23 protein-coding genes are annotated in these 25,676 nt (G+C 64.7%); 5 read left to right on the top strand and 18 right to left on the bottom strand.

Annotation, left to right across the window (positions count from 1 at the left end):
• Positions 1-148: 148 nt before the first annotated feature.
• Positions 149-1,786 (top strand): esterase-like activity of phytase family protein, encoded by a 1,638-nt coding sequence (locus ACU0AG_RS04045; RefSeq protein ID WP_482780979.1) that lies wholly within the window; start codon positions 149-151, stop codon positions 1,784-1,786.
• On the opposite strand, the gene ACU0AG_RS04040 is transcribed toward ACU0AG_RS04045, so the two are convergent.
• Complete coding sequence (locus ACU0AG_RS04040; protein ID WP_482780978.1) at positions 1,749-2,771, bottom strand: C13 family peptidase; 1,023 nt, start codon at positions 2,769-2,771, stop codon at positions 1,749-1,751. The two genes, ACU0AG_RS04045 and ACU0AG_RS04040, sit on opposite strands and share 38 nt — an antisense overlap.
• A 199-nt stretch (positions 2,772-2,970) precedes the next feature.
• Between ACU0AG_RS04040 and ACU0AG_RS04035 the strand changes: the two genes are divergently transcribed.
• Together ACU0AG_RS04035 and ACU0AG_RS04030 are read left to right on the top strand one after the other, a co-directional pair.
• Complete coding sequence (locus tag ACU0AG_RS04035; RefSeq protein ID WP_482780977.1) at positions 2,971-3,348, top strand: hypothetical protein; 378 nt, start codon at positions 2,971-2,973, stop codon at positions 3,346-3,348.
• Positions 3,345-4,307 carry a hypothetical protein gene (locus ACU0AG_RS04030; protein WP_482780976.1) on the top strand — a complete coding sequence of 321 codons (963 nt, stop codon included), beginning with the start codon at positions 3,345-3,347 and terminating at the stop codon, positions 4,305-4,307. Before ACU0AG_RS04035 ends, ACU0AG_RS04030 begins: the two co-directional genes overlap by 4 nt.
• 47 nt (positions 4,308-4,354) lie before the next feature.
• Here ACU0AG_RS04030 and sdhA read toward each other — a convergent pair whose 3' ends face one another.
• The 3 genes from sdhA to sdhC are packed head-to-tail and all read right to left on the bottom strand — an operon-like array spanning position 4,355 to position 6,981.
• Positions 4,355-6,202, bottom strand: a complete 1,848-nt coding sequence (gene sdhA / locus ACU0AG_RS04025; protein ID WP_482780975.1) for a succinate dehydrogenase flavoprotein subunit — start codon at positions 6,200-6,202, stop codon at positions 4,355-4,357.
• Positions 6,202-6,588, bottom strand: coding sequence for a succinate dehydrogenase, hydrophobic membrane anchor protein (gene sdhD / locus ACU0AG_RS04020; protein WP_482780974.1), 387 nt, complete (start codon positions 6,586-6,588; stop codon positions 6,202-6,204). Before sdhD ends, sdhA begins: the two co-directional genes overlap by 1 nt.
• Positions 6,589-6,600: 12 nt before the next feature.
• A complete protein-coding gene (sdhC, locus tag ACU0AG_RS04015) occupies positions 6,601-6,981 on the bottom strand; it encodes a succinate dehydrogenase, cytochrome b556 subunit (RefSeq protein WP_482780973.1) in 381 nt (126 codons plus the stop codon).
• Between the two features lie 108 nt (positions 6,982-7,089).
• On the opposite strand from sdhC, the gene ACU0AG_RS04010 reads away from it, so the two are divergent.
• Both ACU0AG_RS04010 and ACU0AG_RS04005 read left to right on the top strand, forming a co-directional pair.
• Positions 7,090-7,815, top strand: coding sequence for an SDR family NAD(P)-dependent oxidoreductase (locus ACU0AG_RS04010; RefSeq protein WP_482780972.1), 726 nt, complete (start codon positions 7,090-7,092; stop codon positions 7,813-7,815).
• Positions 7,805-8,719 (top strand): 50S ribosomal protein L11 methyltransferase, encoded by a 915-nt coding sequence (locus ACU0AG_RS04005; RefSeq protein WP_482780971.1) that lies wholly within the window; start codon positions 7,805-7,807, stop codon positions 8,717-8,719. Before ACU0AG_RS04010 ends, ACU0AG_RS04005 begins: the two co-directional genes overlap by 11 nt.
• Here the strand turns inward: ACU0AG_RS04005 and ACU0AG_RS04000 are convergent.
• The 14 genes from ACU0AG_RS04000 to ACU0AG_RS03935 all read right to left on the bottom strand — a co-directional run bounded on the left by ACU0AG_RS04000 (position 8,716) and on the right by ACU0AG_RS03935 (position 25,574).
• Entirely contained in the window at positions 8,716-9,210 is a 495-nt protein-coding gene (locus ACU0AG_RS04000; RefSeq protein ID WP_482780970.1) for a CinA family protein, read from the bottom strand. The two genes, ACU0AG_RS04005 and ACU0AG_RS04000, sit on opposite strands and share 4 nt — an antisense overlap.
• Entirely contained in the window at positions 9,210-11,369 is a 2,160-nt protein-coding gene (gene ligA, locus ACU0AG_RS03995; RefSeq protein ID WP_482780969.1) for an NAD-dependent DNA ligase LigA, read from the bottom strand. Before ligA ends, ACU0AG_RS04000 begins: the two co-directional genes overlap by 1 nt.
• A gap of 8 nt (positions 11,370-11,377) precedes the next feature.
• Complete coding sequence (locus tag ACU0AG_RS03990) at positions 11,378-12,211, bottom strand: alpha/beta hydrolase family protein (protein WP_482780968.1); 834 nt, start codon at positions 12,209-12,211, stop codon at positions 11,378-11,380.
• Between the two features lie 77 nt (positions 12,212-12,288).
• Positions 12,289-13,956 (bottom strand): DNA repair protein RecN, encoded by a 1,668-nt coding sequence (gene recN, locus ACU0AG_RS03985; protein ID WP_482780967.1) that lies wholly within the window; start codon positions 13,954-13,956, stop codon positions 12,289-12,291.
• Positions 13,957-14,025: 69 nt separating this feature from the next.
• Entirely contained in the window at positions 14,026-14,658 is a 633-nt protein-coding gene (locus ACU0AG_RS03980; RefSeq protein WP_482780966.1) for a class I SAM-dependent methyltransferase, read from the bottom strand.
• Positions 14,659-14,756: 98 nt separating this feature from the next.
• Positions 14,757-15,566: an outer membrane protein assembly factor BamD gene (locus ACU0AG_RS03975; RefSeq protein ID WP_482780965.1), complete on the bottom strand. Its 810-nt coding sequence runs from the start codon at positions 15,564-15,566 to the stop codon at positions 14,757-14,759.
• 52 nt (positions 15,567-15,618) lie between these two features.
• Positions 15,619-16,485 carry an ankyrin repeat domain-containing protein gene (locus ACU0AG_RS03970; RefSeq protein ID WP_482780964.1) on the bottom strand — a complete coding sequence of 289 codons (867 nt, stop codon included), beginning with the start codon at positions 16,483-16,485 and terminating at the stop codon, positions 15,619-15,621.
• On the bottom strand, positions 16,424-17,710 hold the full coding sequence (locus ACU0AG_RS03965; RefSeq protein ID WP_482780963.1) for a Tle-like phospholipase domain-containing protein: 1,287 nt from the start codon (positions 17,708-17,710) through the stop codon (positions 16,424-16,426). Before ACU0AG_RS03965 ends, ACU0AG_RS03970 begins: the two co-directional genes overlap by 62 nt.
• On the bottom strand, positions 17,711-18,064 hold the full coding sequence (locus tag ACU0AG_RS03960; RefSeq protein WP_482780962.1) for a hypothetical protein: 354 nt from the start codon (positions 18,062-18,064) through the stop codon (positions 17,711-17,713). It abuts the gene before it with no gap.
• A gap of 70 nt (positions 18,065-18,134) precedes the next feature.
• The gene (locus ACU0AG_RS03955; protein ID WP_482780961.1) at positions 18,135-19,064 is read right to left on the bottom strand and encodes a hypothetical protein; all 930 of its coding nucleotides are present in this window, start codon (positions 19,062-19,064) and stop codon (positions 18,135-18,137) included.
• 5 nt (positions 19,065-19,069) lie between these two features.
• Complete coding sequence (locus ACU0AG_RS03950; RefSeq protein ID WP_482780960.1) at positions 19,070-19,981, bottom strand: CsgG/HfaB family protein; 912 nt, start codon at positions 19,979-19,981, stop codon at positions 19,070-19,072.
• Between the two features lie 237 nt (positions 19,982-20,218).
• Positions 20,219-21,088 (bottom strand): HNH endonuclease, encoded by an 870-nt coding sequence (locus tag ACU0AG_RS03945; protein ID WP_482780959.1) that lies wholly within the window; start codon positions 21,086-21,088, stop codon positions 20,219-20,221.
• Positions 21,089-21,534: 446 nt separating this feature from the next.
• Complete coding sequence (gene lepA, locus ACU0AG_RS03940; RefSeq protein ID WP_482780958.1) at positions 21,535-23,352, bottom strand: translation elongation factor 4; 1,818 nt, start codon at positions 23,350-23,352, stop codon at positions 21,535-21,537.
• Positions 23,353-23,408: 56 nt separating this feature from the next.
• Positions 23,409-25,574 (bottom strand): putative bifunctional diguanylate cyclase/phosphodiesterase, encoded by a 2,166-nt coding sequence (locus ACU0AG_RS03935; RefSeq protein ID WP_482780957.1) that lies wholly within the window; start codon positions 25,572-25,574, stop codon positions 23,409-23,411.
• Positions 25,575-25,676 lie beyond the last annotated feature (102 nt).

Here is a 25,676-nt window from a genome sequence, read left to right as displayed (position 1 = left end):
GGAATTGTCATCGGACGGGGGCACGCTGCGTCTCCCTTGCCTGTGATTACATCTGTAGTCACGACGACTACGGCTGTAAACATTGCTCCCCGATGAACGGCAGTCGCTCCGGCTTGCGCTTCGTCGAAGTGGCGATACACCCGGATGAATGACATGGCTGCGCGCATTTTCCCCTTTCGCCCTCGCCCTTCCTTGCGCATCGCTGGCGCTGGCACTGCCCGCACCCGCTGCCGCGCAGGAGGAATTCCTGCCGCTGACCTCTCCGGTCGAACTGGCCGAAGGGCAGCCCGATTTCGAGGCGGGCGAGCTGATCTTTCGCGGCGGGGTGGAGATCGCGCCCGACAAGGCCGGAATCGGAGGGATTTCCAGCCTTGAATGGCACGACGGCGCGCTCCATGCCGTCGCCGATGACGGGCGCTGGCTGATCCTGACGCCCGAGGATGTGGGCCTCAGGATGGTCGATATCTCCTCGGTCACGATCGGCGATCTGCGCGATGTGAAAGGCGCAAAGCTGGGGGCCAAGACCCGCGGCGATGCCGAAGCGCTCACCCGTCTGCCGACCGGCGAATGGCTGATCGCCTTCGAACAGGAACACCGCATCTGGCAATATGCCGAACCTGGCGGCAGTGCGGTCGATCCGGCCGGGCGGAGCGATGTTGCGGCGATGGTTGCACTGGTCGCCTCGGCTGAACCCAATCGCGGTCTCGAAACCATGGCGGCCAGCGACAACACACTGCTGGCCTGCGGCGAATGGGTCGATCCGGCGCGCCCCAATTGCCTGCTTGCCACGGCCTTTGGCGCCCCCCGCTTCCACCTTCCCGCGCCCGAAGGCATCGCCGAAGCGGGCGGCGTGCCGACCGATGCCGCCTGCAAGGCCGATGGCACCTGCTACGTGCTGTTCCGCAGCTTCAACCCCGGCGAAGGCAATCGCGCCGCCATCGTCGCGCTTGCCCCCAACGCCGATGCCAAGACCCTCGCCGTGCTTGCCCCGCCGCTGACGCTCGACAATTTCGAAGGGCTGGCGGTGCGCGAGGATCAGGGGCGCACGTTCCTTTACCTCGTCTCGGACGACAATTTCCGCAATTGCGAGACGAAGCCCGGCAAAGGCTGCCAGCGCACGCTGGTGATGAAGTTCGAGATCAAGGGCCCGCCGCCGCCCGAAGCCCCGACCGAGCCCGAAGCCTATGCCGCAGCCCCCACCTCGCGTCCGGGCAAGCGTCCTTTCCCCGATGCCGCCAGCGTCAGCGTGGTGATCACCACCAGCCTCGGCCCGATCACCATTGCGCTCGAAACCGAAAAGGCACCGGTCACCGCGGGCAATTTCCTGCGGTATGTCGATGAAAAACGGCTCGACGGGACGGAGTTCTACCGCGCCGTCCATTTCCCGGCCGACCGCCAGCCCAACGGCTTGTTGCAGGGCGGGCCGCGCGGCGATCCGAAGAAGGTGCGCGCGCCGATCCCGCATGAACCAACCAATGTCACCGGCCTCACCCACACCCATGGCGGCGTGTCGATGGCGATGCTGGGGCCGGGCACCGCCGACGGTGATTTCTTCATCATGATCGAGGATCAGACCGGTTTCGATGCCGATCCCAAATCGGACAATCCCGCCTGGCGCAACGGCTATGCGATGTTCGGCTATGTCACCGAAGGGATGGATGTGGTCGCCGCGATCCACGCCGCGCCGCGTGATCCCGACGCGGGCGAAGGCGCAATGAAGGGCGAGATGATCGCCAGGCCGGTGAAGATCATTTCTGCCCGGCGCGCACCGGCGCCGGCGCCGTAAGCATCGTTTGGTCGAAGGCGGGGCGCCCCACCGGTGCGCTGGCGATACGCGGCTTGCCCGCCTCCAGCGCGGGGAGCCAGGTGCCCACCTCCGGTCCGATGCTGACCTGCGGCAGCGAGGCGAGGTAGCGCGCCTGCGTCTCCCATTCGGCCACCGATCGCCCGGCCATCCGCGCCGCCTCTTCCAGCGCGACCGGCTGGCGCAGCGCGCGGTTGATCAGGGCATCGCCAAAGAAGGTCCAGTCATTCTCCGCCACGCAGCCGAAGGATGTGCGCGTGCTGGCAGCGGCGGTCAGGATCGCGGTGTCGGGGCTGGCGAGCGCGGGCACGAACACCCCCGAATAGCACGCCGAGATGATCAACACCCGCCGCCGGATGCCCGCCTCTTCCAGCGCCGCTTTCAGACTGGCGGGGCTGAGGATGCCATAGCCGCTATCGCCGTAGTGATAGGCAAGGCCCATATCCATGCCGTGGCTGGTGGTATAGAGCACCAGCGCATCCTCGGCAGGGTCGATCAGGCTGCCGATATGGCTGATCGCCAGCAGCAGCGCGGTGATCGATCCGTGGGGATGATCGTCACGCGTCCCGTCCGGCCCGGCCAGCGTGAGCGTGCGGCCTTTCGCATTGTAACGCGCCCCCAGCACCCGCGCCGCCTCCCGCGCCTCGCGCGCGAAGACGGGGTCGCTGTCGAGCGCGATGGTGAGGACATAGGCCTCAGACGTCCCCGGCGTCTGGCGCGGCAGCGCGGCGAGCGCGGCATCGAGCCGGCGCTGCTGTTCGCGCACCTGCGCGGCGCTGAACCCGCGCTGCAATTCGGGGCTGAGTTCGTAGGACTTGCGCCGCTCGGCCCGCCCCTCCCCGCTGCCGAGATCGGGGAAAGGCGCGGTGTGCGGCGGGGGCTGATTGGGGCTGGAGGCCGGCTGGGGAAGCGCAGGGGCGGCGGCCACAGCCGCCAGCAGCGCAATGATGATCCGGCCCCTGTTCATCGGGTGGCAAGGTGACGCGGCGGCAGATGGCGGTCAAGCGGGATATTGCGAGGGACAATGCCCGGCACGCGCCGCTTGCTGGCAGGATTACTGCCAATAATGTCCTTTATTTACAATCAATCCCGATCATTCCAAGTCATCATCAGCCTGTCCGCGGGTTTTCCCATACTCGCGGCAAGGCGATTGGGGGCAATCGGCAATGCAGCTTACTGGCCAATGGCGACGGGCCGCCTGGGCGCTTGCGGGCGTGATCGGCGCTGTCGGGCTGTCGGGCTGCACCATCGTCAGGATCGACGGCCCGGCTCAGGTCACCCGCGTCTATCCCGGCGTGCTGACAATCGCGCCCGAAGCCGGGGACGCGATGATCGCCTATCGCAGCCGCGGCCTCGGCCTGGTTCCGGGCCGCAACGGTGTGACGCTGGGCTATGCGGACGAAACAGTCGTGGCGCTGGGCAGCGCAGACGAATGCCGCATCGTCCTGTTCGAACCGGACGCGGCAACGGTCAGCGAACTCGCCGCCATACTCGCCGGGGTGGTCCCGGAAGGACAGATTTGCAGCACAGGGGGGTCGAAATGAAACAGAGTTTTATTGTGACGGTTTTGGGAGCAGCATCGGTGGCACTGGCCGGATGCTCCTCGGTCGATCAGGTGCCACTGGTTTATGTGTCGACAGTGAAAGTTGGCGTCAACGTCGAGAGCGGCTCTGCCGAGACGCCCGGGGCTAAACTGATGATTGGGTTTGATGCAACCGATGCCGCCTATGTCCCGGTCGCAGTGGCTCGGACATGCAAAGGTGAGTCCTTGGAGATGATGAAAGTTTGCGCCAAACATCTCAAAGACATTGCAATAATCACGGGTCGAAGTGAATCGCTGACCGAAAATGACAAGAGCAGGATCAAGCAATTGGCCGACGATGCGAATGCACTCAGTGACAAGATGGTTAGAACTGCGAACAGTTACTCCGCTGCTTTGTCGCGCGAGGCGAAGGCGCGATCAGACGTGAGCGTGGCCGAAGAGGCAAAGAAAGAATTTGAGCGGTTATCGACAACGCAGAATGATGAGGGAGCCGAATTTTCGGAAGCCGAACGGATTATTAAGAAGAAGCAAATTGAAGACGAACTCCAAAGGAGCAAAGGCGAAAGTTCCGCCGCTAGCGAAGCGGTTGAAGCGACACGCGAAACGCTGAATCAGGACAAGGACAAACTCAAGAACCTGACCGGTGAATTTCTTAAGTTGATCCCGCAGCAGAACGGTTCATCGTTGGGTAGAAACGACGCGCTTTCGGTCTTCGGGACATTCAGTGGCAAAGTCGACGGAAAGGCCGGTGCGGACACTGGTGCAAGCCTCAAACTCGGCAAAAGCTTCTCGACAGGAGTCGCGGCGCAAAGCCTGTCTGAAGGCATCGCAAATCGCGAAACGCAATCAGTGAAGAGCCGGCCAGAATGCATAAATGCAGTCGTTGCCGGCTTCGACAAGATTGATCCCAAAGAGCGAAAAGTCGATACCTTGGAAAAGCTGATTGCCGCCTGCGAATAACCCGTGACCGGCGCCCCCTCTCTTCCCGAGAGGGGGCGCCGCACCCATCAATACACCCGCGCCTTGGGCTCGATGTACTTGATGTCGTCGGTCAGCGTGTATTCGTGGACCGGACGGTAATCGATCCGGCTGTTCGAGCCGCGACCGCCCCAGCCGTCGAACCAGGCGATGGTGTGCTTCATCCACTCGGCATCGTTGCGATCGGGGTAGTCCTCGTGCGCGTGGGCGCCGCGGCTTTCCTTGCGGTTGGCGGCGCTCGCCATGGTCACGTTGGCCTGCGACATGAGGTTGTCGAGTTCCAGCGTCTCGATCAGGTCGCTGTTCCAGATCAGCGACTTGTCGGTGACGTGGATGTCTTCCATCCGCTTGTTCTGCTCGGCCAGCTTGGCCACGCCTTCGTCCATCAGCTTCTGGTCGCGGAACACGGCGCAGTGCTTCTGCATCGCCTTCTGCATTTCCGCGCGGATCTGCGCGGTGGGCGATCCGCCTTGCGCATAGCGGAAGTGATCCAGACGGGTCAGCGCGAAATCCGCACTGTCGGCGGGCAGTTCGGGCTGCTTGGCATTGGGCTTCAGATTGTCGCGCAGGTGGTGGCCGGTCGCACGGCCGAACACCACGAGGTCGATCAGCGAGTTCGAGCCGAGGCGGTTGGCCCCGTGCACCGAAACGCACGCCGCCTCGCCCACGGCATAAAGGCCGGGGATCACGTGATCGGGGTTGCCGTCCGGCCCCATGGTGACGACCTGCCCGTGATAGTTACACGGAATGCCGCCCATGTTGTAATGCACCGTCGGGGTGACGGGCAGCGGCTGGCGGGTGAGATCGACGCCGGCGAAGATCTTGCCGCTTTCGGTGATGCCGGGCAGGCGCTGGGCCAGCACATTGGGATCGATGTGATCGAGGTGGAGGTAGATGTGATCGCCCTCCGGCCCGACCCCGCGCCCTTCGCGCATTTCGAGCGCCATCGAGCGGCTCACCACGTCGCGGCTTGCCAGATCCTTCGCGGAGGGCGCGTAACGCTCCATGAAGCGCTCGCCTTCCGAGTTGGTGAGATAGCCACCCTCGCCGCGCGCGCCTTCCGTGATCAGCACGCCCGCGCCGTAGATGCCGGTCGGGTGGAACTGCACGAACTCCATGTCCTGCAGCGGCAGCCCGGCGCGCAGCACCATCCCGCCGCCGTCGCCGGTGCAGGTGTGGGCCGAGGTGGCAGTGTAGTAGCAGCGGCCATAACCGCCGGTCGCCAGCACCACCGACTGGGCGCGGAAGCGGTGGATCGTGCCGTCATCAAGGCACATCGCCATCACGCCGACGCACTTCTTCTCGCCGCCTTCATCCGACATGATCAGATCGAGCGCGAAATACTCGATGAAGAAGTCCGCATCATACTTCAGCGACTGCTGGTAGAGCGCGTGCAGCATCGCGTGGCCGGTGCGGTCGGCAGCGGCGCAGGTGCGCTGCACCGGCGGGCCGGCGCCCATGTTCTGCATGTGGCCGCCGAAGGGGCGCTGGTAGATCGTGCCATCGGCATTGCGGCTGAAGGGCACGCCCGCGTGCTCCAGCTCATAGACCGCCGCAGGCGCCTCGCGCGCGAGATATTCGATCGCGTCCTGATCGCCCAGCCAGTCCGACCCCTTGACGGTGTCGTACATGTGCCAGGTCCAGTGGTCGGGCGAGTTGTTGCCGAGGCTGGCGGCGATCCCGCCCTGCGCTGCGACCGTGTGCGAACGGGTCGGGAAGACCTTGGTGATGCAGGCCGTGCGCAGGCCCGCTTCGGCCGAACCCATGGTGGCACGCAGGCCCGATCCGCCGGCGCCCACCACAACGACGTCATAGGTGTGATCGATAATCTTGTAAGCGCCCTTGAGGCCGGGTGCGCTTGCTTCTGCGGTAGCCATCAGGCCTGACCTCCGAATGCGAGTGCGGCAACGCTGAAAATCGCGAAAGCGCCGCCGCCGATAGTTGCAAGATTGAGTGCCGCAAGCGCGGCGAATTTGCTGCCGGTGTCGTGGACGTAATCCTCGATCACCACCTGCAGGCCGAGCCGTGCGTGCCAGAACAGGCTGATCACCAGCAGCATCATCGGCACCGCCGAGACCGGCTGCGAGAGCCACTTCGAAACGCTGGCATGGCCGAAATCGCCGAGCATGACGAAGCTGACCAAAAGCCAGCTCATCAGCACCAGATTGCCGATCGCGGTGGTGCGCTGCACCAGCCAGTGATGCGCGCCTTCATGCGCCGAACCAAGACCGCGCACGCGGCCGATGGAAGTTCCGTTACCCATGGTTCCGCTCCCTCAAGCCAGCAGCATCAGGGCCCAGAAGCCCGCGGTGAGAACAACAGCGATGATCGGTGATGCGATCGACCACATGCGGTTGGTCTTCAGCTCGTAACCCGCGCCGATATCCAGCACGAAGTGGCGAAGCCCGCTCATCATGTGGGTGAAGAACGCCCACGACAGGCCGACCAGCACCACCATGCCCAGCGGCGACCCCATGATCGACTGGAAGGTGCCATAGGCTTCCGGCCCGCTGGCCAGCGCCCCCAGCCACCACACCAGCACGGCAAGGCCGACCAGTGCCATCCCGTCGCCCGTGGCGCGGTGAAGGATCGAAATCAGCATGTGCGGCCCCCAGCGCCACACCTGCAAATGGGGAGAAAGCGGTCTTTGGTTCATTGTGATCCCGTCTGGTCCCTGTCAGAGCCACTCCACTTAGCGTCCTTGCCGTGCGAGGCAAGCGGCGAGCAGTGGACACAGCTTGCAAATTTCTGGATAGGCGATTGCATGGGACACATTCTTGTAACCGGATCAAGCCGCGGAATTGGCAGGGCGGCGCTTGAGGCACTGGGCGCGCGCGGCGTGCCGGTGATCGGCCATGCCACCCGCCCGCAAGCCCCGTCAGAGGGCGCAGCCCCGATCATTGCCGCCGATTTCGGCAATCCGCTCGCCGCGCAATCGCTGTGGGAAGCGGCGCTGGAACTGGCGGGCGGCGAAATCGATGTGGTGGTCAACAATGCCGGGCGGTTCGAGGCCAACCGGCTCGACCGTTCGGACATCGAATGGCTCGATGCGTGGGAGGATACGCTCCGGGTCAACCTCACCGCGGCGGCGCAATTGTCGCGGCTGGCGGTGCTGCACTGGCAACAGCGCGGCTTTGCCGGACGGCTGGTGCACGTGGCGAGCCGCGCCGCCTATCGCGGCGATTCCCCCGCGCACTGGCACTATGCCGCGGCCAAAAGCGGGATGATCGGGATGCACAAGACCATCGCCCGCGCCTATGCAAAGGACGGGATTTTGAGCTTTGCCGTCACCCCCGGCTTTACCGATACCAGCATGGCGGGCGATTACCTCGCCAGCCGCGGCGGGCCGGGGCTGCTGGCCGACATTCCGCTTGGACGGGTGGCCACGCCGGACGAGATCGCCAGCATCATCACCTTCTGCGCGCTCGACGCGCCCGCCAGCATGACCGGCGCAGTGATCGACGCCAACGGAGCCAGCTTTGTCCGGTAACACCACGTGGAAGCTGTCGCTCCACGCCCCCAAGCCGCAAGTGCAGGCGGCGCTGCTGGCGCATGACGCCATCGACGACTGGGATTACGAACTCGTCATCGCCGGGCGCGAGGTGGCCGAGGACCGCCCGGATGACTGGGTGCTGGAAGGCTGGTTCCCAAGGAAGCCCGGCAAGGCAGAGAAAGCCGCGCTCGCCGGGCTGTTCGCAGGGAAGGCCCCCGCGATCACCATCGAGGAACTGCCGCCTGCCGACTGGGTGACGCTGAGCCAGCACAATGTCGCGCCGATCCGTGCAGGGGCCTTCCATGTGCACACGCCGGACTATCCGGCCGATCCGGACGCGATCGACTTCATCATCCCCGCCAGCCAGGCGTTTGGCACCGGCCAGCATCGCACCACTGCGGGCTGTCTGGAAATGCTCGGCCACATGAGGGCGAGCGGGATGGTGGCGCGCAACATCGCCGATATCGGCACCGGCACGGGCCTGCTCGGCTTTGCCGCCCTCGCCCTGTGGCCGCGTGCGGCTGTCACGCTGACCGATATCGATCCGGTCTGCGTGCCGGTGGTCGAGGAGAACGCCGCGCTCAACGGCATCGCACTCGGCCCCAAGCCGGGCGAGGCGGTGATGATCGTGGCGGACGGGATGGACGATCCGCTGCTGCGTGTGCGCGGGCCTTACGACCTGCTGATCGCCAATATTCTTGCAGGGCCGCTGGTCGAACTTGCGCCCGATTTCGGCAAGGCCGTGGTGCCGGGCGGCAGTCTGTTGCTGGCCGGATTGCTGGCGGGCGAGCAGGAGGAAGCTGTCAAGCGCGCCATGCGTCTCGCCGGTTTCCGCATGGCCGCAAGGCTCCAGCGCGGCGACTGGGCGATCCTGTGGCTGCGGCGACGGCGGATGCGCTAGGTCGAGAGCGCATCCTCAAGCAGTGCCAGCGCGTTGCGGGTGAAGGCGGCCATGTTGGCAATGCGATCGTCGCTGGCGGTTTCGATCATGCGGGTGTGCTCCCCCGCAGGGCCGGCCAGCGCCGCGACGCTGCGGCCCGCAGGCGCGCCGCTGGGATGCGTCGATCCGCCAACCGAGCCGCTTTCGGCCAGCCCCCAATCCCCTGCGAAATTGGCAGCGATGGCGCGAGCCTGAAGCAGCGCATAATCCTCCGAGGCCCCGCGCATCCCCTTGTAGGCCTCCCGCGGGAGCGCGAACAAAACGTCGCGGGCGCGGAAGGAATAAACCACCCCGCCGCCCACGAAGAAATCGAGCGCGCCCGGCACCGTCAGCAGGCTCGCCGCGATGAGGCCGCCGGTCGCCCCGTCGGCGACTGCGACCTTCTCGCCCCGCTCCCGCAGCAGCGCGCCAATGCGCACCGCCTGCGGATGGAGTTCGCGCAGCAGGTCCATCAACCGCCGCCCCCCGAACCCCCCAGCGCCTCGGCCACAATCGCCGCCCACCCGGCCTCGTCCATCGTCTCGATCCCGAGCTCGGCAGCCTTCTTCAGCTTGGACCCTGCCCCCGGCCCGGCGACCAGCAGATCGGTTTTCGCCGACACGCTGCCCGCCGCCTTCGCGCCCAGCCGTTCGGCCTGCGCCTTGGCCTCGTCGCGGCTCATGGTCTCCAGCTTGCCGGTGAACACAACGGTCTTGCCCGCCACGCGGCTGGCGATGGTCTTGACCTCGTAACGCGGCGGGGTGACCTCGCCGAGCAGGTCCTCCCACACGGCGACATTGTGCGGTTCGTGGAAGAAATCGCCGAGCGCCTCGACCACCGAAGGCCCGATGCCGTCGATGGCGGTGATCTCGCCGATAGCATCGCTATCGCCCGCATAGGCACGTTCGGCCAGCGCCCGCAGCGCCGGAAGCTCGTGGAGGTGCTTCATCAGATCGCGCGCCGTCACCTCGCCCACGTGGCGGATGCCGAGCGCGAACAGCAGCCGTGCGGCATCGGGCGTGCGCTTGGCTTCGATCGCGGCCAACAGGTTGTCCACAGACTTGTCCTGCCAACCTTCAAGCCCGAGGATATCGCTCCGCCGCTGGCGCAGGCGGAAGATATCCGCCGGACTCTCCAGCCAGCCAAGCGCGAAGAACTGGGCGATCGTCTTCTCCCCCAACCCCTCGATATCGAGCGCCTTGCGGCTGACGAAGTGTTCCAGCCGCTGGGTGCGCTGTGCGGGGCAGATGAGGCCGCCGGTGCAGCGCACATCGACCTCGCCTTCCTCGGCCACCGCCTCGCTGCCGCATTCGGGGCAGTGATCGGGGAACGGGAATGCAGGCCGCTCCTCCTCCCGCGTAAGGTTCTCGACCACCTGCGGGATCACGTCGCCCGCACGCTGGATCACCACACGGTCCCCGACGCGAAGGCCGAGCCGCGCAATCTCGTCGCGGTTGTGGAGCGTGACGTTGGTCACCGTCACCCCGCCGACCAGCACCGGCGCGAGCCTGCCCACCGGCGTCAGCTTGCCGGTGCGGCCGACCTGAATATCGATCGCCTCCACCACTGTCTCGGCGCGTTCGGCGGGGAACTTGTGTGCCAGCGCCCAGCGCGGGGCCTTGGCAACGAAGCCCAGCCGCTCCTGCCAGTCGAGCCGGTCAAGCTTGTAGACCACCCCGTCAATATCATAGGCGAGGCCCGGCCGCGCCCGCCCAATGGCATCGAAATGCGCGACCAGCTCAGCCGCGCCGCCCTCGATGCGGGTGAACAGCGGCGAGACCGGGAAACCCCATTCCCGCAAGGCCTCGACCACCTCGGTCTGGGTCGCCCCCGGCACGGCGGAAGCCGCGCCCCAGCCGTGCGCCCAGAACCGCAGCGGGCGCCTGGCGGTGACGCCCGCATCCTTTTGCCGGAGCGATCCCGCCGCCGCATTCCGCGGGTTGGCAAACAGCTTGCCGCCTGCTTCATGCTGCGCAGCATTGAGTGCGGTAAAGGACTGTTTTTCCATATAGACCTCCCCGCGCACCTCGAAGATGGCGGGGCCATCCCAGGTCCCGTTCGCGTCGAGCGTAGTCGAGACGCCGTCGCCGAACAGGTCTCTCGACTGCGCTCGAGACGAACGGAGGTCTTTGGGAATGTCATCGATGAACTGCACGTTCGCCGTCACATCCTCGCCCACCTGTCCGTCACCGCGGGTGGCAGCGCGCACCAGCTTGCCGTTTTCGTAACGCAGGCTGCACGACAGCCCGTCGATCTTGTCCTCGGCCGTCAACGCCAGCAGCTCACCTTCGGGCAGGTTGAGGAAGCGCCGCATCCGCGCCAGCCACTCCTCGACCTCCTCAGGGCTGAAGGCATTGTCGAGGCTCATCATCCGAACCTCGTGCGTGACCTTTCCCAGCGGCGAGGCCGCGACCGCATGGCCGACCTTGCGCGACGGGCTGTCCTCGCGGACGAGGTGCGGGAAGGCCTCCTCCAGCGCGGCATTGCGGCGCACCAGCGCATCATACTCGGCGTCGGAAATCTCCGGCGAATCCTCGGCGTGGTAGAGCCGGTCATGCTTGGCGATGGCGCGGGCCAGCCGCATCAGCTCGTTGGCGGCTTCGGCTTCGGAAAGAGAGGCAACGTCGGTCATGGAAAAACTCATTCGCCCTTCAGCACAGCCAGCATCGCCGGCTCGTTCGCGGTGTAGAGGGGGTTGCCGGGGGTGATGATGGCAAAATGGCTCGCGCCCGGATTTTCGCGCACGCTGACCCGCGCCCCGCCCCGCCCGAGCGCTTGCAGCGTGACAGTGGACGGCGACGGCAGCCTCGCCTGCACGAACAGCAACTGCGCCAGCTGCGGGGCAATGGTCGAGGGCGAAATCGCGGTGTAGCGTTCGGGGAATCGCTGGGGCTCGCCGCCGATAAAGGGATCGACAGCGGAAAACTGGCACAGCGCATCGAACGCCGCCCGCTCGGCCCCGACATCGCCCGGCCCGTCGAGCACGATCGCCCCTGCCACCGCCGTGGCCGCACGCACGCCCAACGGCCCGTCGGCCCCGTCAGCGCGGGCAAGCCACTGCGCCGGAAGCGCGCCTGCCGAATGGCCGACCAGCGTGACACGGGAGCGGTCAATGGGATAACGCGCCGCAACTTCGTCAATCAGCCTCGCCGAAGCCACCCAGTCCTCGAACGACCCCGGCCAACCGCCGCCATCGCCGACCTCGCGGTAATCGACATTGAGCGTGGCGATGCCGAGTTCCTGCCAGCGCGTGGCGAGCGGGGCCATGTAGGCCTGCGAGGCGATGCCGGTCTTCCAGCATCCGCCATGATAGATAACCGCCAGCGGGAACGGGCCCCCTCCTTCTTTGGCACCTTCGGGGAGCCTGAGTTCGGCAAACCCGCGTGGATGATCGGCATAGCGCAGGATCGCTTGCGGAGCGGACGCGGCGAGGTTGGCATCGGTGCCGTAGGTGGCATGATTGGGCTGGGCCATGGGAGACGCCTCCTCGGGTGCAGGCTTGGCAGGAGTGCAGGCGACCACAGCAAGAAGGCCCAGCGGGAGAAAGACTCTCACACCCCCTCCAGCAGCCGGTCCGCCTGGGCGCGCGCCTCGGGCGTCACTTCGGCGCCCGACAGCATCCGGGCGATTTCCTCCTGCCGCCCGGCATGGTCGAGCAGCACCACGCTGGTGCGCGTCACCGTGCCGGTCGAAGCCTTGGCGATGAAGTAGTGCTGACCGCCCCGCGCCGCGACCTGCGGGCTGTGCGTCACCGCCAGCAATTGCCCTTCGCGCGATGCCAGCCGCGCCAGCCGCTCGCCGATGGCAGAGGCAACCGCCCCGCCCACGCCGCGGTCGATCTCGTCGAAAATGATCGTCGCGGCCCCGCCCTTCTCCGCCAGCGCGACCTTCAGGGCGAGGATGAAGCGCGACAATTCCCCGCCGCTCGCGATCTTGTTCAAAGGCGCAAAATCCGCGCCGGGGTTGGTGGAGATGAGGAACTCCACCGCATCCATGCCTGCCGCGTTCCAGCGGTCTTCCGGCAGCGGGGTGACCGCAGTGCGGAACTTTGCCGCATCCAGCTTCAGCGGCGCCAGCTCTGCCGCGACCGCCGCGTCGAGCTTTGCCGCGCCTGCCAGCCGCGCTGCGTGGGCCGCCTCGGCCGCAGTGACATAGGCCTTGCGCGCCTCCCTCGCGGCGGCCTCCAGCGCATCGAGTTGCGCCTCCCCGCCCTCGATCGCGTCGAGCCGGCTGCGCATCGTGCGCGCAAGATCGGGCAGGTCATCGACCTCGCAGCGGTGCTTGCGGGCGGCGGCGCGCAGTTCGAACAGGCGGGTTTCGGCGCGCTCCAACTCGTGCGGATCATGCACCAGCGCCTCGGCGGCAAGGCGCAGCTTGTCCTCCGCCTCGCTCGCCTCGATCACTGCCCGGTCAAGCGCGGCGAGCGCCTCGGTGAGCAGCGGGTGCTGTTCGGCGATCCGGTCCAGCTTGCGCGCCGCCACCCTGAGCGAGGCCAGCGGCGAGTCCGATCCGTCCCACAGGTGGCGCAGCGCTTCGAGATCGGCGGAGAGCTTTTCGCCCTTCTGCATATCGGCCCGGGTCAGCGCGAGGCGCGCTTCCTCGCCCGCCTGCGGTTCGAGCGCGGAAAGCTCGGCCAGATGGGCGATCAGCAGGTCCTGATCGGCCTTGGCCTGCTCCACCGCATCGCGCGCCTCGGCCAGCTGCGCCTCGGCCCGCGCCCATGCGGCATAGGCCCGCTCAAGCCCCGCGACATCGGTGCCGGCATAGCGATCGAGCAGCAGGCGATGCCCGCGCGGGTTCACCAGCCCGCGATCATCGTGCTGGCCGTGCAATTCGACCAGCGCGGGCGCGAGTTCGCGCAGCAGGGCGACGCTGGCGGGCTGATCATTGATGAAGGCCTTGGAGCCCCCGTCCGCCTTGACCTGCCGCCGGATCATCAGCGGCTCGCCCGGCTCGATGGCGATCTCCGCCTCGTCGAGCGCGGCGGCGATGGCGGGCGGTAGCGCGGCGAATTCGAAACTGGCGGTGACCGACGCCTTGTCCTCGCCAGCGCGCACCAGGCTGCTTTCGGCGCGGTCCCCCAGAATCAGGCCCAGCGCATCGAGCAGGATCGATTTGCCCGCCCCTGTCTCACCCGTCAGCACACCCAGCCCGCGCGCGAAATCGAGATCGAGCGCTTCGATGAGGACGATGTTGCGGATCGACAGGCGGGTCAGCATAGGCGGCGGAACAGATAGCGCACACGCCCGCCCGCGTCACGCCTCAACCGGCGGGCAATCCACGATGGTTTACTGCTTCTTCTTCCAGCCCCACGCAAGGCGGCAGGGCAGAATGTTGAGCCATTCGAAGCCGTCATCCACCCGGTCGAAGAACTGCGCGGTGAGATCGCGGGCGACCTTGCTGAACTGGTAGGTCAGAAACGCTCCGCCGGGCCGGATCACCCGGTGGGTGGCTGCGGCAATGCGCAGGCCCACGCCATCCGGCAAGGTCGAGAACGGCAGTCCCGACAGCACATAATCGGCCTGTTCATGGCCATGGGCGCGGACAATCGCCTCGACATCCTCGGCCGAGCCATGCACCGCGATAAAGCGGCTGTCGGTGATGGTGCGCCTCAGATAGTCGATGAACAGCGGGTTGGTGTCGATCACGATCAGCGTGCCATCGCGCCGCAACCGGTCGAGCACGGGCTGGCAGAAGGTGCCGACGCCGGGGCCATATTCGACAAACAGCCTGCACTGGTCCCAGTCCACCGGCGCAAGCATCGCGCGGATGGTGTAGCGCGAGGAGGGGATGATCGAGCCGACCATCACCGGATGTTCCAGAAAGCCGCGGAAAAACACGCCCCACGCCCCGAACAACCGCTGCACGCGGCGTTTCAGGCGGGCCATGCGGCGTTCCTGCGCGATGTCGAAACCGGTCATGGTGTTCCAATTTCCCTTGCTGCGCCGAGGGCATTGTGGCGTCCCCTGCGGGACCAGCGGCCATCAGCCTTGCTGCCGATGGCGCTGCGGCAGGCCGGTTACGAAGCGGTCACGCCCTCTGCGTGCTTGCCCACCAGCTTGTAGGCGCGTTCGTACCAGTCGGTTCCGGGGTAGTTCGCGCCGAGCACTGCGGCATACTTCACCGCTTCGTTCGGGACACCGAGCGCAAGGCTGCTTTCGGTCAGGCGATAGAGCGCCTCGGGCGTGTGGCTGGTGGTGTCGAACTTTTCCACGACGTTGCGGAATCGCATATCGGCCGCGAGCCACAGGCCCATGCGCTGGTAATGGCGGCCGATCTCCATCTCCTTGCCCGCAAGGTGATCGTTCACCAGATCGAGCTTGAGCCGCGCATCAGCGGCATATTCGGTCTGGGGAAAGCGGCGATTGACCTCGCGCAGCGCGGTCTGCGCCTGCTCGGTGATCTTCTGGTCGCGGTTCACATCGCTGATCTGCTCGTAATAGCTGAGCGCGATCAGGTAATAGGCGTAAGGCGCATCCTTGTTGCCCGGATGGATCGACAGGAACCGCTGCGCGTTCTGGATCGCCTTGTTGTAATCGCGGGCGATGTAATAGCTGAAGGCGCTCATCAGCTGCGCCCGGCGCGCCCAGGGCGAATAGGGATGCTGGCGCTCGACCTCGTCGAACAGCGCAGCGGCCTGAAGCGTATTGCCCCGATCAAGCCGCCGCTGCGCCTCGGCATAGAGCGATTCGACATCGCGCGCGACATAGGCAACGTCCTTGCCCTCGGTGCTGCCCGAACAGGCACCAAGCGTGGCGAGCGTGGCGGCGGCGAGCGCGGCGCCCATGAGACGGCGGGAGGCGGTGCGGGTAAAAAGCTTGAGCGTCATGGCGCGGGGTATAGCGAGGGGGTTCGTGAATGGGAAGTGAAGCTGTTGGGGCTTATTGGTGCGGGGGCCACTGGCCCGCTGCCTTCATCGCAAGCACCTCGTCCGGTCCGGGCGGCGGCCACGGGTGACCGCGGTCCTTCAACGCCTGGACGAGCCGGTCACGGGCACGGCCTTCCTCACTGGTTGACGCTAACCGCGAACGATGCGTCCAGAAGCCCAGTGTCATTCCTGATGAAGGAACAACAAACGGAGAAGAGCCACTGGCGATCAATGCACCGGCCATCGAAAAATGACCGGCCTGAGCCGCCGCAACCGCAGGTGTTTCACCATCATCATTGACAGCATCGATGGCCGCCCCGCCCTGGAGGAGCAACTGAACGACATCGCGCCGATTACTGAGGGCTGCACGCCAGATTGCAGGCTCTGATTCCACCTTTCCGTTCACGTCAGCGCCACCCTTAACCAGCGCCTGCACGATTTCGAAAGAAGCCACCGATGTCGCCACACCAACTGGGGCGCGATCTTTCGGAACATTCGGGTTCGCCCCCAACTGCAAAATCGCTTCCACCGCGTCACGATTGTTGGCCATGATGGCGACCAGCAATAGGGTGTCGCCATCAGGCCCGACGTAATCGATCTTTCCCTGTGCGGCCACAGCATGAAGCGCCGCCAAAAAATCCTTTTCGGCTATTCCTTGTGCGGCAGCATGCACCACCGGATCGGGAAAGGCCTCACGGGGGATCGTTGTCATGCCGTTACTCGCATTCTGGGAACAGGCGGTTGCCGACAGCAATGCACCGAGGAGGACCGCGGCAACCATTCTGGAACAGGTTTTTGGCCCTGAGCTTCGCATTTCATCACTGACAACCCAGTTTCTTTCTCTGGGCGTCAATCCCTTCGACAACAAGGCCCATGCCATGCGCTTCCTTAAACCCGTCGAGGCTCAAGTCCGGTGGATGCCGACCGGGCGGATACGGTAGTGGACGACGGTCTCCATAGGCTTTGGGCAATACGGGCGTGCCGCCGATTTCATTGCCGAGGACCCAGCCGCCAAGCCCCCTTGCCAAAATCGGTCCGATCAGCGGAATTGCTGAAACACCGGCAGTTATGCCAGCCAGCAATGGTGCACGATTATCCTGCAATGCTGACAATGGATCGGTCGGTGTGAAGTATGCCTTGGTCGGTGCCGGAGGATTTGGATAGCTACCCCCGACCGTGTTAGCGTTTAGACCGGCGGCATTAAATGTGCTTGCAGAGCGCCCCGTATGCGCTGAAGCAGCCGAAGCCATGCCGCCGCCCAGCGAATGACCGGTAAATGACAAGCCATGACCATTTTTTTGGGCATGGGCATCGGTGATGCTGGCCAATCGCTTGGCGCGATCATAGGAGTCGCTTTGGCCACCTGATCCTTGGATCAGGTTCTGCTTCCAGTCGGCCCCGGTCTGGGTGCCTCTGTATCCCACCACATATTCTACGTTCGGCGCAACGCCTTTGGCATAGACATTCGCTCTGAAGTCGGTGCCATCTGGCGCAAGCAGCTCCTTGGGATTCTGGATGCCCAACTGCTGCCTAAGTTCTTGCGCATCCTTGACGGGGTCAAGCCTGCGATAACCCGTTTCTGCAAGAAGCTTATCCTTGTCAGCCTGAGACGGGTTGGTGTTGTATGTGTCTTCAGACAAGATTGCCTTGTTGCGCGCATCGGCCAGTTCAGCACATTCGGCCACCTTATGCGGACAGACTTCAACAGAGCTGCCTGCTTTGCATTGGCTGAGGTTATTCCGCCCGTGCTGGAACGCTGCCTGCGCTTCCCGGACCTTGATCGCCCCCACCTTTGCGGCATCAACGCCATATTCGACCGCAGCGCCAACCGCCTTCGCCCCCGCAACCGCCGCATCCTTGGCAGCAATAGCCCCCTCGACAGCCTTGTCCTTGGCCCAGACCGCGGCGTCCTTGGTCGCCACTGCTCCGGCAACCACTGCGTCTTTCGTTGCCACGGCGCCCGCAACAACCGCATCCTTCGTCGCAACGGCAGCGTCGGCAACCTTGTCCTGAACGTAAGTGACCGCCTTGTAGGTGTCGTACGCAACCTTGGCCGTCGTCGATGCGACCTTGAAGGCGACCTTGAAGGCGGTGCCCCAGCCCATTTACTGTTCCAGGATCCGGAACAGTTTGATGGTGAACTCCTCTAGCAGCTCGGCCTTGCGGAACTCGTCTTCGTGGCTGGTGAGGATGCCCTTGGCGGCCGGGTTCTGCTCGACGAAATCGGTCCCCAGCAGCCCCGCGGTGATGGCAAAGGCGCCGATGGTCTGTTCGGTGGTGAGGCCGTAGGAGCGCGCTTCCTCGACCAGCAGGCGGACCTGCGCCGAAAAGGCAGGCTCCGGCTCGGACGCGAGATCGGGGACCGCCTCGCGCAGCACCTTGCCGAGCTTCGCGATGAAGCGCGCCTCGGCGTCATGCTCGAATGCGGCGAAGACTTCAGGCCCGAGCTTCTGCATCATTCACCCCCAATGCCATGCCTTGGTAACACAGCATTCCTGTGATGAAAACGCATAGCGGGTGCCCCGCCCTCTAAGGCAGCCGCTTCCGCTTGAACCGCCGTGCGCTCGCCGCGTCGCTGTCGTCCTCGATGAAGGTGGCGAGGTTGCCGACGTCGATGCTGGAGGTGTCGTTGTCGCCATCGACCTCGGCGGTCGCGGTGCGGTCCGAGGCGGAAACCACGCGGTAACGGATCATGCCGAGGCCCTGCGTGCGGCGCACGTCGATGATGCTGCCGACGGGCAGCAGCGCGCCGCCGTAGTTCAGCTCGATCTGGTCATCCTCGGCAGCGATGACGCGCAGCGGCTCGATCCCGAAGGCGACCTTGCGCGCCAGCATCTGCGCCACCTCGCGCTGCATCAGGTCATAGACCGAAGCGCCCGGCTCCGACACGCGCATGGTGAAATCCTGCGTGTCGATGGTGCGCGACATCTCGATCGTCTTGGTCACCACGCCGCCATCGACATTGCGGCCAGCGGCATCCTTGAGCACGTAGGAGACGGTCGCCTTGGCGGTGCCCCAGCTGGTCCAGTAGCCGTTGGGATCGTCCACCGGCACGTTGCGCGCAGGGCCGGTCTCGCCGATGTCGGAGATGGTGATGTCGAGCGTGTAGCCGCCCCGCCCCGTCGTCAGCCGCCCGGAGGATGCGAGCGCGCCTTCAACCGCGGCGCGCAGGGTCTGGAAGTTGCTCTGGCAGTCCTTCACCACCCAGCTGCGCCAGGTGGTGTGCGCGGCGTAATAGCGTGCGGCGGCGGCTGCACCCCAGACGCGGGCATAGTAATCCTCGCCATATTCGAGCCGGCTGCCCGAATAGTTGCGGAAATAGACGCAAGTCTGGGTCGAGGTGATGGTGCCGACGTTGACCCGCTCCTTGTCCTGCGCGGCAGCAGGTGCGGCGGCGAGCGTCAGGCCGCCCAGCGCGGCAGCGAGGGCGAGGCCGAGCGGCGTTGTGTTCCGGGCCATGGCGCTCACCGCTTCTTCTTGGTGGGTTTCATCATTTCCTTGACCACCCCCGGTTCGACCGGCCGCGCCACCGTGCCGACCGAGAGCGGCACCGCAAACGGCGTCACCTGCTGTGCGCGGGAGAACGAGGTCTGCACATCGGTGATCTGGATCGCGCCGATCTTCTCGCCATCGATCTTGATCGTGCCGGTGCCCGAGGGATCGGGGATTTCGGTCGCCTCGCCATAGACCATCAGGAAGTCCCCGCGCTCAACCGCGCCGGCACCGTAGTTGAGGATCACCGTCCCGTCGCCCTGGATCGCGGCAACCTGGATCGGGAAGATGGTGGTGACGAGGCCGGTGGCGATCTTGTCCGCCGAAGCGCGCAGCAGCGCCGCGCTGTCGATCTGGCTGCCGCTGCCGCACACGGTCGCAGACTGCTGCTCTTCGCTGATGCGCGTGGCGTAACGCACCTCGCCGGTGTTGGTATCGGTGATGCGGATATCGGCTTCCATCCGCACCTTGGTGTTGAAGCATTCCGACTGCGGGTTGCGGCTCCCGCCGCCCAGCATCCCGCGCAGCAGATTGTCGCCAAGGTTCGACTTGTTCACCGCCGAGATCGAGGTGATCGTGCCGTAGATCAGGTAATCGACCCCTTCGAACCCGCCGGTCTTCTTCTTGGTGTTGGTGGTCACCATGCCGCTGCGGCCCAGCCCCTGTTCCTTGAGAAGCGTCGCCAGCCGCGCGCGCTCGATGATCCGGAACTTGCCGCTGCCGATGATCGCGGTCTCGATCATGGCGATGAAGTTGTCCGCCTGTGCCGCGCCGGTCAGATCTTCCATCTGCGCAATGCCGACGATCGGCTTGTCATTCCTCTGTGCCGCAGCCGGCATCGCCATGCCGAAAGCTGCCAGCACGGCAAGCATCACCCTGATCATTGAAAAGCCCCCGCTTTTGTGAGTCGCGATAGTCTTACGACTTAACCGCGCGATGTCACGATGAATCATCGCAAGACAAACTCCGGGATTTTCCTACCCGGCCCAAATCTGCCCGACTGCGGGCCCCTCCCCCTCAGGAACGAGGCGGGGACGGAGAGGCGGAGGAGGAATGATCCTCTCCTTGAGGGGAGGGGGCCATCCGCAGGATGGTGGAGGGGCGAGCCAGGCTTGCCGTCCTCACGCGGCAAATGCGTGAAAGCGTCTGTGCCAGGTCAAGAACTGCGGATGCGGGTGGTCCGCCTCCCTCGTAGGCGCGATGAGCTTTCCGGTGGGATTGATGATCGCTTCAACGCCGCTTCGGTCGTTTACTTTGCGGTGAATGATGATTTCGTAGTTATCGGCCACCCCAATCAAGCCTCGATCAAACATCCAATGGGCAGTGCCAGAAAGAGCAAGCCCATTGCGGATCGAGTCCGGTCCACCATGCTCAACTGGACGAATATGGGCGGCCTCAGCTTCAAGCCTCCCTCCCCCGTTTACCAAGCGCCAACCGGTCACTGCGCAGCGTCCGTCGTAGGCGTGGAGCACAGCGCGACGGAATGCGCGATCACGGAAGGGGCGGTTTAGGAGTGATTGGACAAGTGGGCGCTCGACTTCGAATGGCGTTTGCTCTTCAAACACGCGGTTTGAGGGCTCAGGGTCGCCAACGCGGGGGAGTGTTTGCTCATCCGGTAGGCCCAGAGCGATGATGCGCGCGAAGTCAGAATTGGACAGCGGGCGCACTGCTGCTTGTGCATTCGCCAAATCCCTCTCAACCGGCTGCCCGTCGACCACATGGGGAACTGTAGGCTCGAAAGGGAGGTAACTTCCCTCTTCGATCAGTGCTAGAAAATGATCGGTTCGGTCTGGATCTGGAATGATCCGCTCCACCTTTGCAACCGCGAAGAAGCCCTTGGATTGTGCAATTTTGACTGGCTCACGATACACAATCCAGTCACCAACCATTTGTTTTGCGCGGCTGAGGTAGATTTTGGGGAACTGGTAGCGCTCCTCGGGAATGTCGGCATAGCCCGACCCGTCTTTGTGCATGAAAACGCCGAAAGCCATGCGGACTTTTCTGTTGTGCGTAGGCGATCAAGTCAAGCAGGTGCAATCCCTCTCCCGCCTGCGGAAGGAGAGAATTGCCATCTCTCCGCGTCTCCGCGTCGCCGCGTGAAAAATGTGTGCGAAGGTCGGCGTGCCCCTCCACCACCTTAGGTGGTACCCCTTCCCTTCAGGAGAGGATTGAAGGTTCGCCACTTAGAACCGTTCGTCCTGAGCTTGTCGAAGGACTGCACTTTCTTTGAGCAAGAAGAACGAGGCTTCGGAAGCGAAGCTGTCGCACAGCGACACTGGCTCAGCCCGAATGGAAGAAAAGACAGCCGCGGCAAAGCCGCGGCCATGACGTCGAACGGGTTCCGCTTCGCGGCCCCGCCGACCGGAGTTACAGCCTCTCGATCGTAAGCTTCGCTTTCTCGCGGGGCTTCACTCTCGCATCCTCAGAATGAGAGAGGTTACTCTTCACCCATGCGTAGAGCGGCGATGAAGGCTTCCTGAGGAATAGAGACGTTCCCGTACTCTCTCATTCTGGCCTTCCCCTTCTTCTGCTTTTCCAGCAGCTTCTTCTTGCGCGTAATGTCGCCGCCGTAACACTTCGCGGTCACGTCCTTGCGCAGCGCAGCGATGGTTTCGCGGGCGATCACCTTGCCGCCGATCGCGGCCTGGATCGGGATCTTGAACAGGTGGCGCGGGATCAGGTCTTTCAGGCGTTCGCACATCCCGCGGCCGCGTTCTTCGGCGTTGTGGCGGTGGACGATCAGCGCCAGCGCGTCGACGGGCTCGTTGTTGACGAGGATATTCATCTTCACGAGGTCACCCTCGCGGCTGCCGATCTGTTCGTAATCGAAGCTGGCATAGCCGCGCGAGATCGACTTCAGCCGGTCGTAGAAATCGAACACCACTTCGTTGAGCGGCAGTTCGTAGGTCACCTGTGCGCGACCGCCGACATAAGTGAGTTCGGTCTGGATGCCGCGGCGGTCCTGACACAGCTTGAGGATGCTGCCGAGATATTCGTCGGGGGTGTAGATCACCGCCTTGATCCACGGCTCCTCGATCATCTCGATGCGGTTCACATCCGGCCAGTCGGCGGGGTTGTGGATGTCGATCACCTTGGCGTCTTCCGTTTTGGAATGGCCGAGGTGGACGCGATAGACCACCGAGGGCGCGGTGGTGATCAGATCGAGATCATATTCGCGGCTGAGGCGTTCCTGAATGATTTCAAGGTGCAACAGCCCGAGGAACCCGCAGCGGAAGCCGAAGCCCAGTGCCGCGCTCGATTCCATCTCGTAGGAGAAGGAGGCATCGTTCAGCCGCAGCTTGGCGATGCTCTCGCGCAGCTTCTCGAAATCGGCGGCATCGACCGGGAACAGCCCGCAGAACACCACCGGCTGCACTTCCTTGTAGCCCGGCAGCGCCTCGCTCGCTCCGCCCTTCACCGTGGTGATGGTGTCGCCGACGCGGGCCTGTTCGACTTCCTTGATCTGCGCCGTGATAAAGCCGATTTCGCCCGGGCCCAGTTCCTGGAGGTCGGTGCGCTTGGGCGTGAAGCAGCCGACGCGGTCGACAAGGTGTTGCGTTCCGCCCTGCATGAACTTGATGTTGAGGCCTTTGGTCAGCTTGCCGTCGATCACGCGCACAAGGATGACGACGCCAAGATAGGGATCGTACCAGGAATCGACGAGGCTGGCGGTCAGCGGCGCGTCGATCCGGCCCTTGGGCGGCGGAATGCGCTCGACCACGGCTTCGAGCACTTCCTCGATGCCGATGCCGGACTTGGCGCTGGCGAGGACGGCGTTCGATGCGTCGAGCCCGATGATGTCCTCGATCTCGGCCTTGACCTTGTCGGGTTCGGCGGCGGGGAGGTCGATCTTGTTGATAACGGGGACGATTTCGTGATCGTGCTCGATGGATTGATAGACGTTGGCCAGCGTCTGGGCCTCGACGCCCTGCGCGGCATCGACCACCAGCAGCGCGCCTTCGCAGGCCGCGAGGCTGCGGGAGACTTCATAGGCGAAGTCGACGTGGCCGGGGGTGTCCATGAGGTTGAGCTGGTAGGTTTGCCCATCCTTCGCGGTGTAGTTGAGGCGGACGGTCTGCGCCTTGATGGTGATCCCGCGCTCCTTCTCGATGTCCATGTTATCAAGGACTTGCTCGGACATCTCGCGCGCGGTCAGGCCGCCGGTGAACTGGATCAGCCGGTCAGCCAGTGTCGACTTGCCGTGATCGATGTGGGCGATGATGCTGAAATTGCGGATTTTGGAGAGGTCTGTCATTGCTCCCGCCGCTTAGCGTCGGCGCACCTCAAAGTCATTCGAGAAAAACGCAACACCTAGGCAGGATGGACCGCGTAGCCAAACTTGGGGATGGCTCCGGCCTGGTCGATCGCGTGAAAGCTGCCCGGAGCCAGCGCTGCCAGCGGGGAGCCTGCGGCCGCCAGTGCGTAGGGCGATACGCGGTTACGGGTGCAAAGGCCGCCCGAACCGTCTTCGATCAGCGACTGTTCGAACTCCAGCCCCTGCACATCGCCATTGCTGCGGATCACCGTCGCCACGGCCAGCTGTCCGCCGCCCAGATCGACCACGAACTGCGTGCCCTTGGGAACATCGGCCAACCCCTGGATCAGCGCGCCCGTGCGGGACAGGTTGCGCAAGGTGACCTCGTAGGCATAGTCATCGTGGATCACCTGGATCTTGCGGAACACCGTCCGGCGACGGGCACGGCGGGTGCGTTCGGAGCCGGGTTCGATCTTCCACGTGCCGCCCGCCATTTCCTGCGCGACGGTGTCGCAATCCACTGGCTCGCTGAAAATCGGCCCTTCGAGATAGCGGACCCCGCATTCGGTCAGCGCGACCATCAGCGGCGCACTTTCGATGCCATTGGCGATGGTGTCCATCTGCAAGGCACCGGCCAGCGCGACAATCGCCCGCACCAGCCCCATTTCGCGGCTGTCGTGCCGCTCGGCTTCGGCGATCAGCTTCTCGTCGATCTTGATGCTGTCGAACGGCGCACGCCGCAGATAGGCGAGCGAGGAATAGCCGCTGCCGAATTCATCGAGCGTCAGCCGCACGCCGAGCTTGAACAGCGCTGCCAGCGTGCGGTCGACCTGGCTGGCATCGCCAAGGAACACCGCCTCGCTGATTTCGAGTTCGAGCCGCGCGGGCGCAATGCCCGCTGCATCGATGGCCTGCGCGACCAGATCGGTAAAGCCGTCGGACAGGAACAGCGCCTCGGGGACATTGACCGCCACCCGCACGCTGTCAGACCACTGCGCCGCCTGCTGGCACGCCTCTGTAATGGCCCAGCGGCCGACATCGGCCAGCCGCGCCGAGCCTTCGACGATCTGGACGAATTCCTCCTCGTCGATGATCCCGCGCTCGGCATGGTTCCAGCACACATGCGCCTCAAGCGCGCAGACCGCCTGGCTCGATGCATCGACAATCGGCTCGAAGCGCAGGAACAGCTGGTTCTCGCTCAGCGCATGGCCAAGGTCCTGCTCCAGCCGGCGGCGGAAGATCGTTTCGTTCTCGAGCTCGCCGGAATAGAACCGGAACTGACCGCGCCCGCCGTTCTTGGAGGCATAGAGCGCAAGGTCTGCCGACCGCACGATATCGTCCCGTGTCACCCCGTCATGCGGGGCAATCGCAATGCCGACCGACGCCCCGATCACGCAGCGCCCCTCTTCCAGACTATAGGGCTGGCGCAGCATCGTAATGATTTTCATCGCGATCTCGCCCAGCACCCCGCGATCGTCGATATCGGGCAGGATCACCTGGAATTCGTCGCCGCCCAGACGCCCGATCTCGCACTCGCGGTCGATCGCCCGCTGCAGTCGGCTCGCAACCTGCTTGAGCAATTCGTCGCCCGCCGCATGGCCGAGCGTGTCGTTGACATGCTTGAACCGGTCGAGATCGAGCATCATCACCGCGCAGCTGCGACGCGCGGCCCTGAAGGCAGTCAGCGTGGCTTCAAGCTGGTGCGCCATGCGATGGCGGTTGCTGAGGCCGGTGAGGGAATCATAGCGCGCCAGCCGCTCGGTCTCGACCTCGCGGTGATATTCGTCGGTGATGTCCGCGCCCGTGCCGCGAAAGCCGGCAAAGGTGCCGTCGGGCTTGAACAGCGGTTGCCCGGCAAGCCGCAGCACCCCGGCATCAGGCTTGCGCGCGGCCCGCACCGCGAGCCCCGAAAATGCCTTGTGCGCGCCCAGCATCAGCGAAAGCGACTTGCCGCGCCCTTCGCGGTCGGCGGCGGTGAAGATCGCATTCAGCGGCTGGCCCAGCAGATCGCCGAGTTCCAGATCGAGCCGCGCGGCGATCGCGCCGGAAAGGTAGGTCAGGTTGCCTGCAGCATCGCTCGCCCAGAACCAGCCGAGGCCGGACTGTTCCAGCTCGTCAAGCATGGCAAGCCGCTCGCCATCGGACAGGGCCGAGGCGGGGGTCTTGCGCAGCATGCGCGAGGCGGCGCTGCCGCGAGATGACAAGAGACCCTTGAGGGACATCTCGTTCACATCCTCCAGACATCGGTCGCTGGCACCATCAATGGCAGCGCACCGGTCCTGAGCAGAGGTAAAGTCCGATGGTTATTTTTATGCTAAATTGCG

This window comes from Erythrobacter sp. RANMB8, assembly GCF_056848235.1.
The sequence above is the reverse complement of the archived record's forward strand: the minus strand, read 5'-3'. Positions and strand labels throughout refer to the sequence as shown.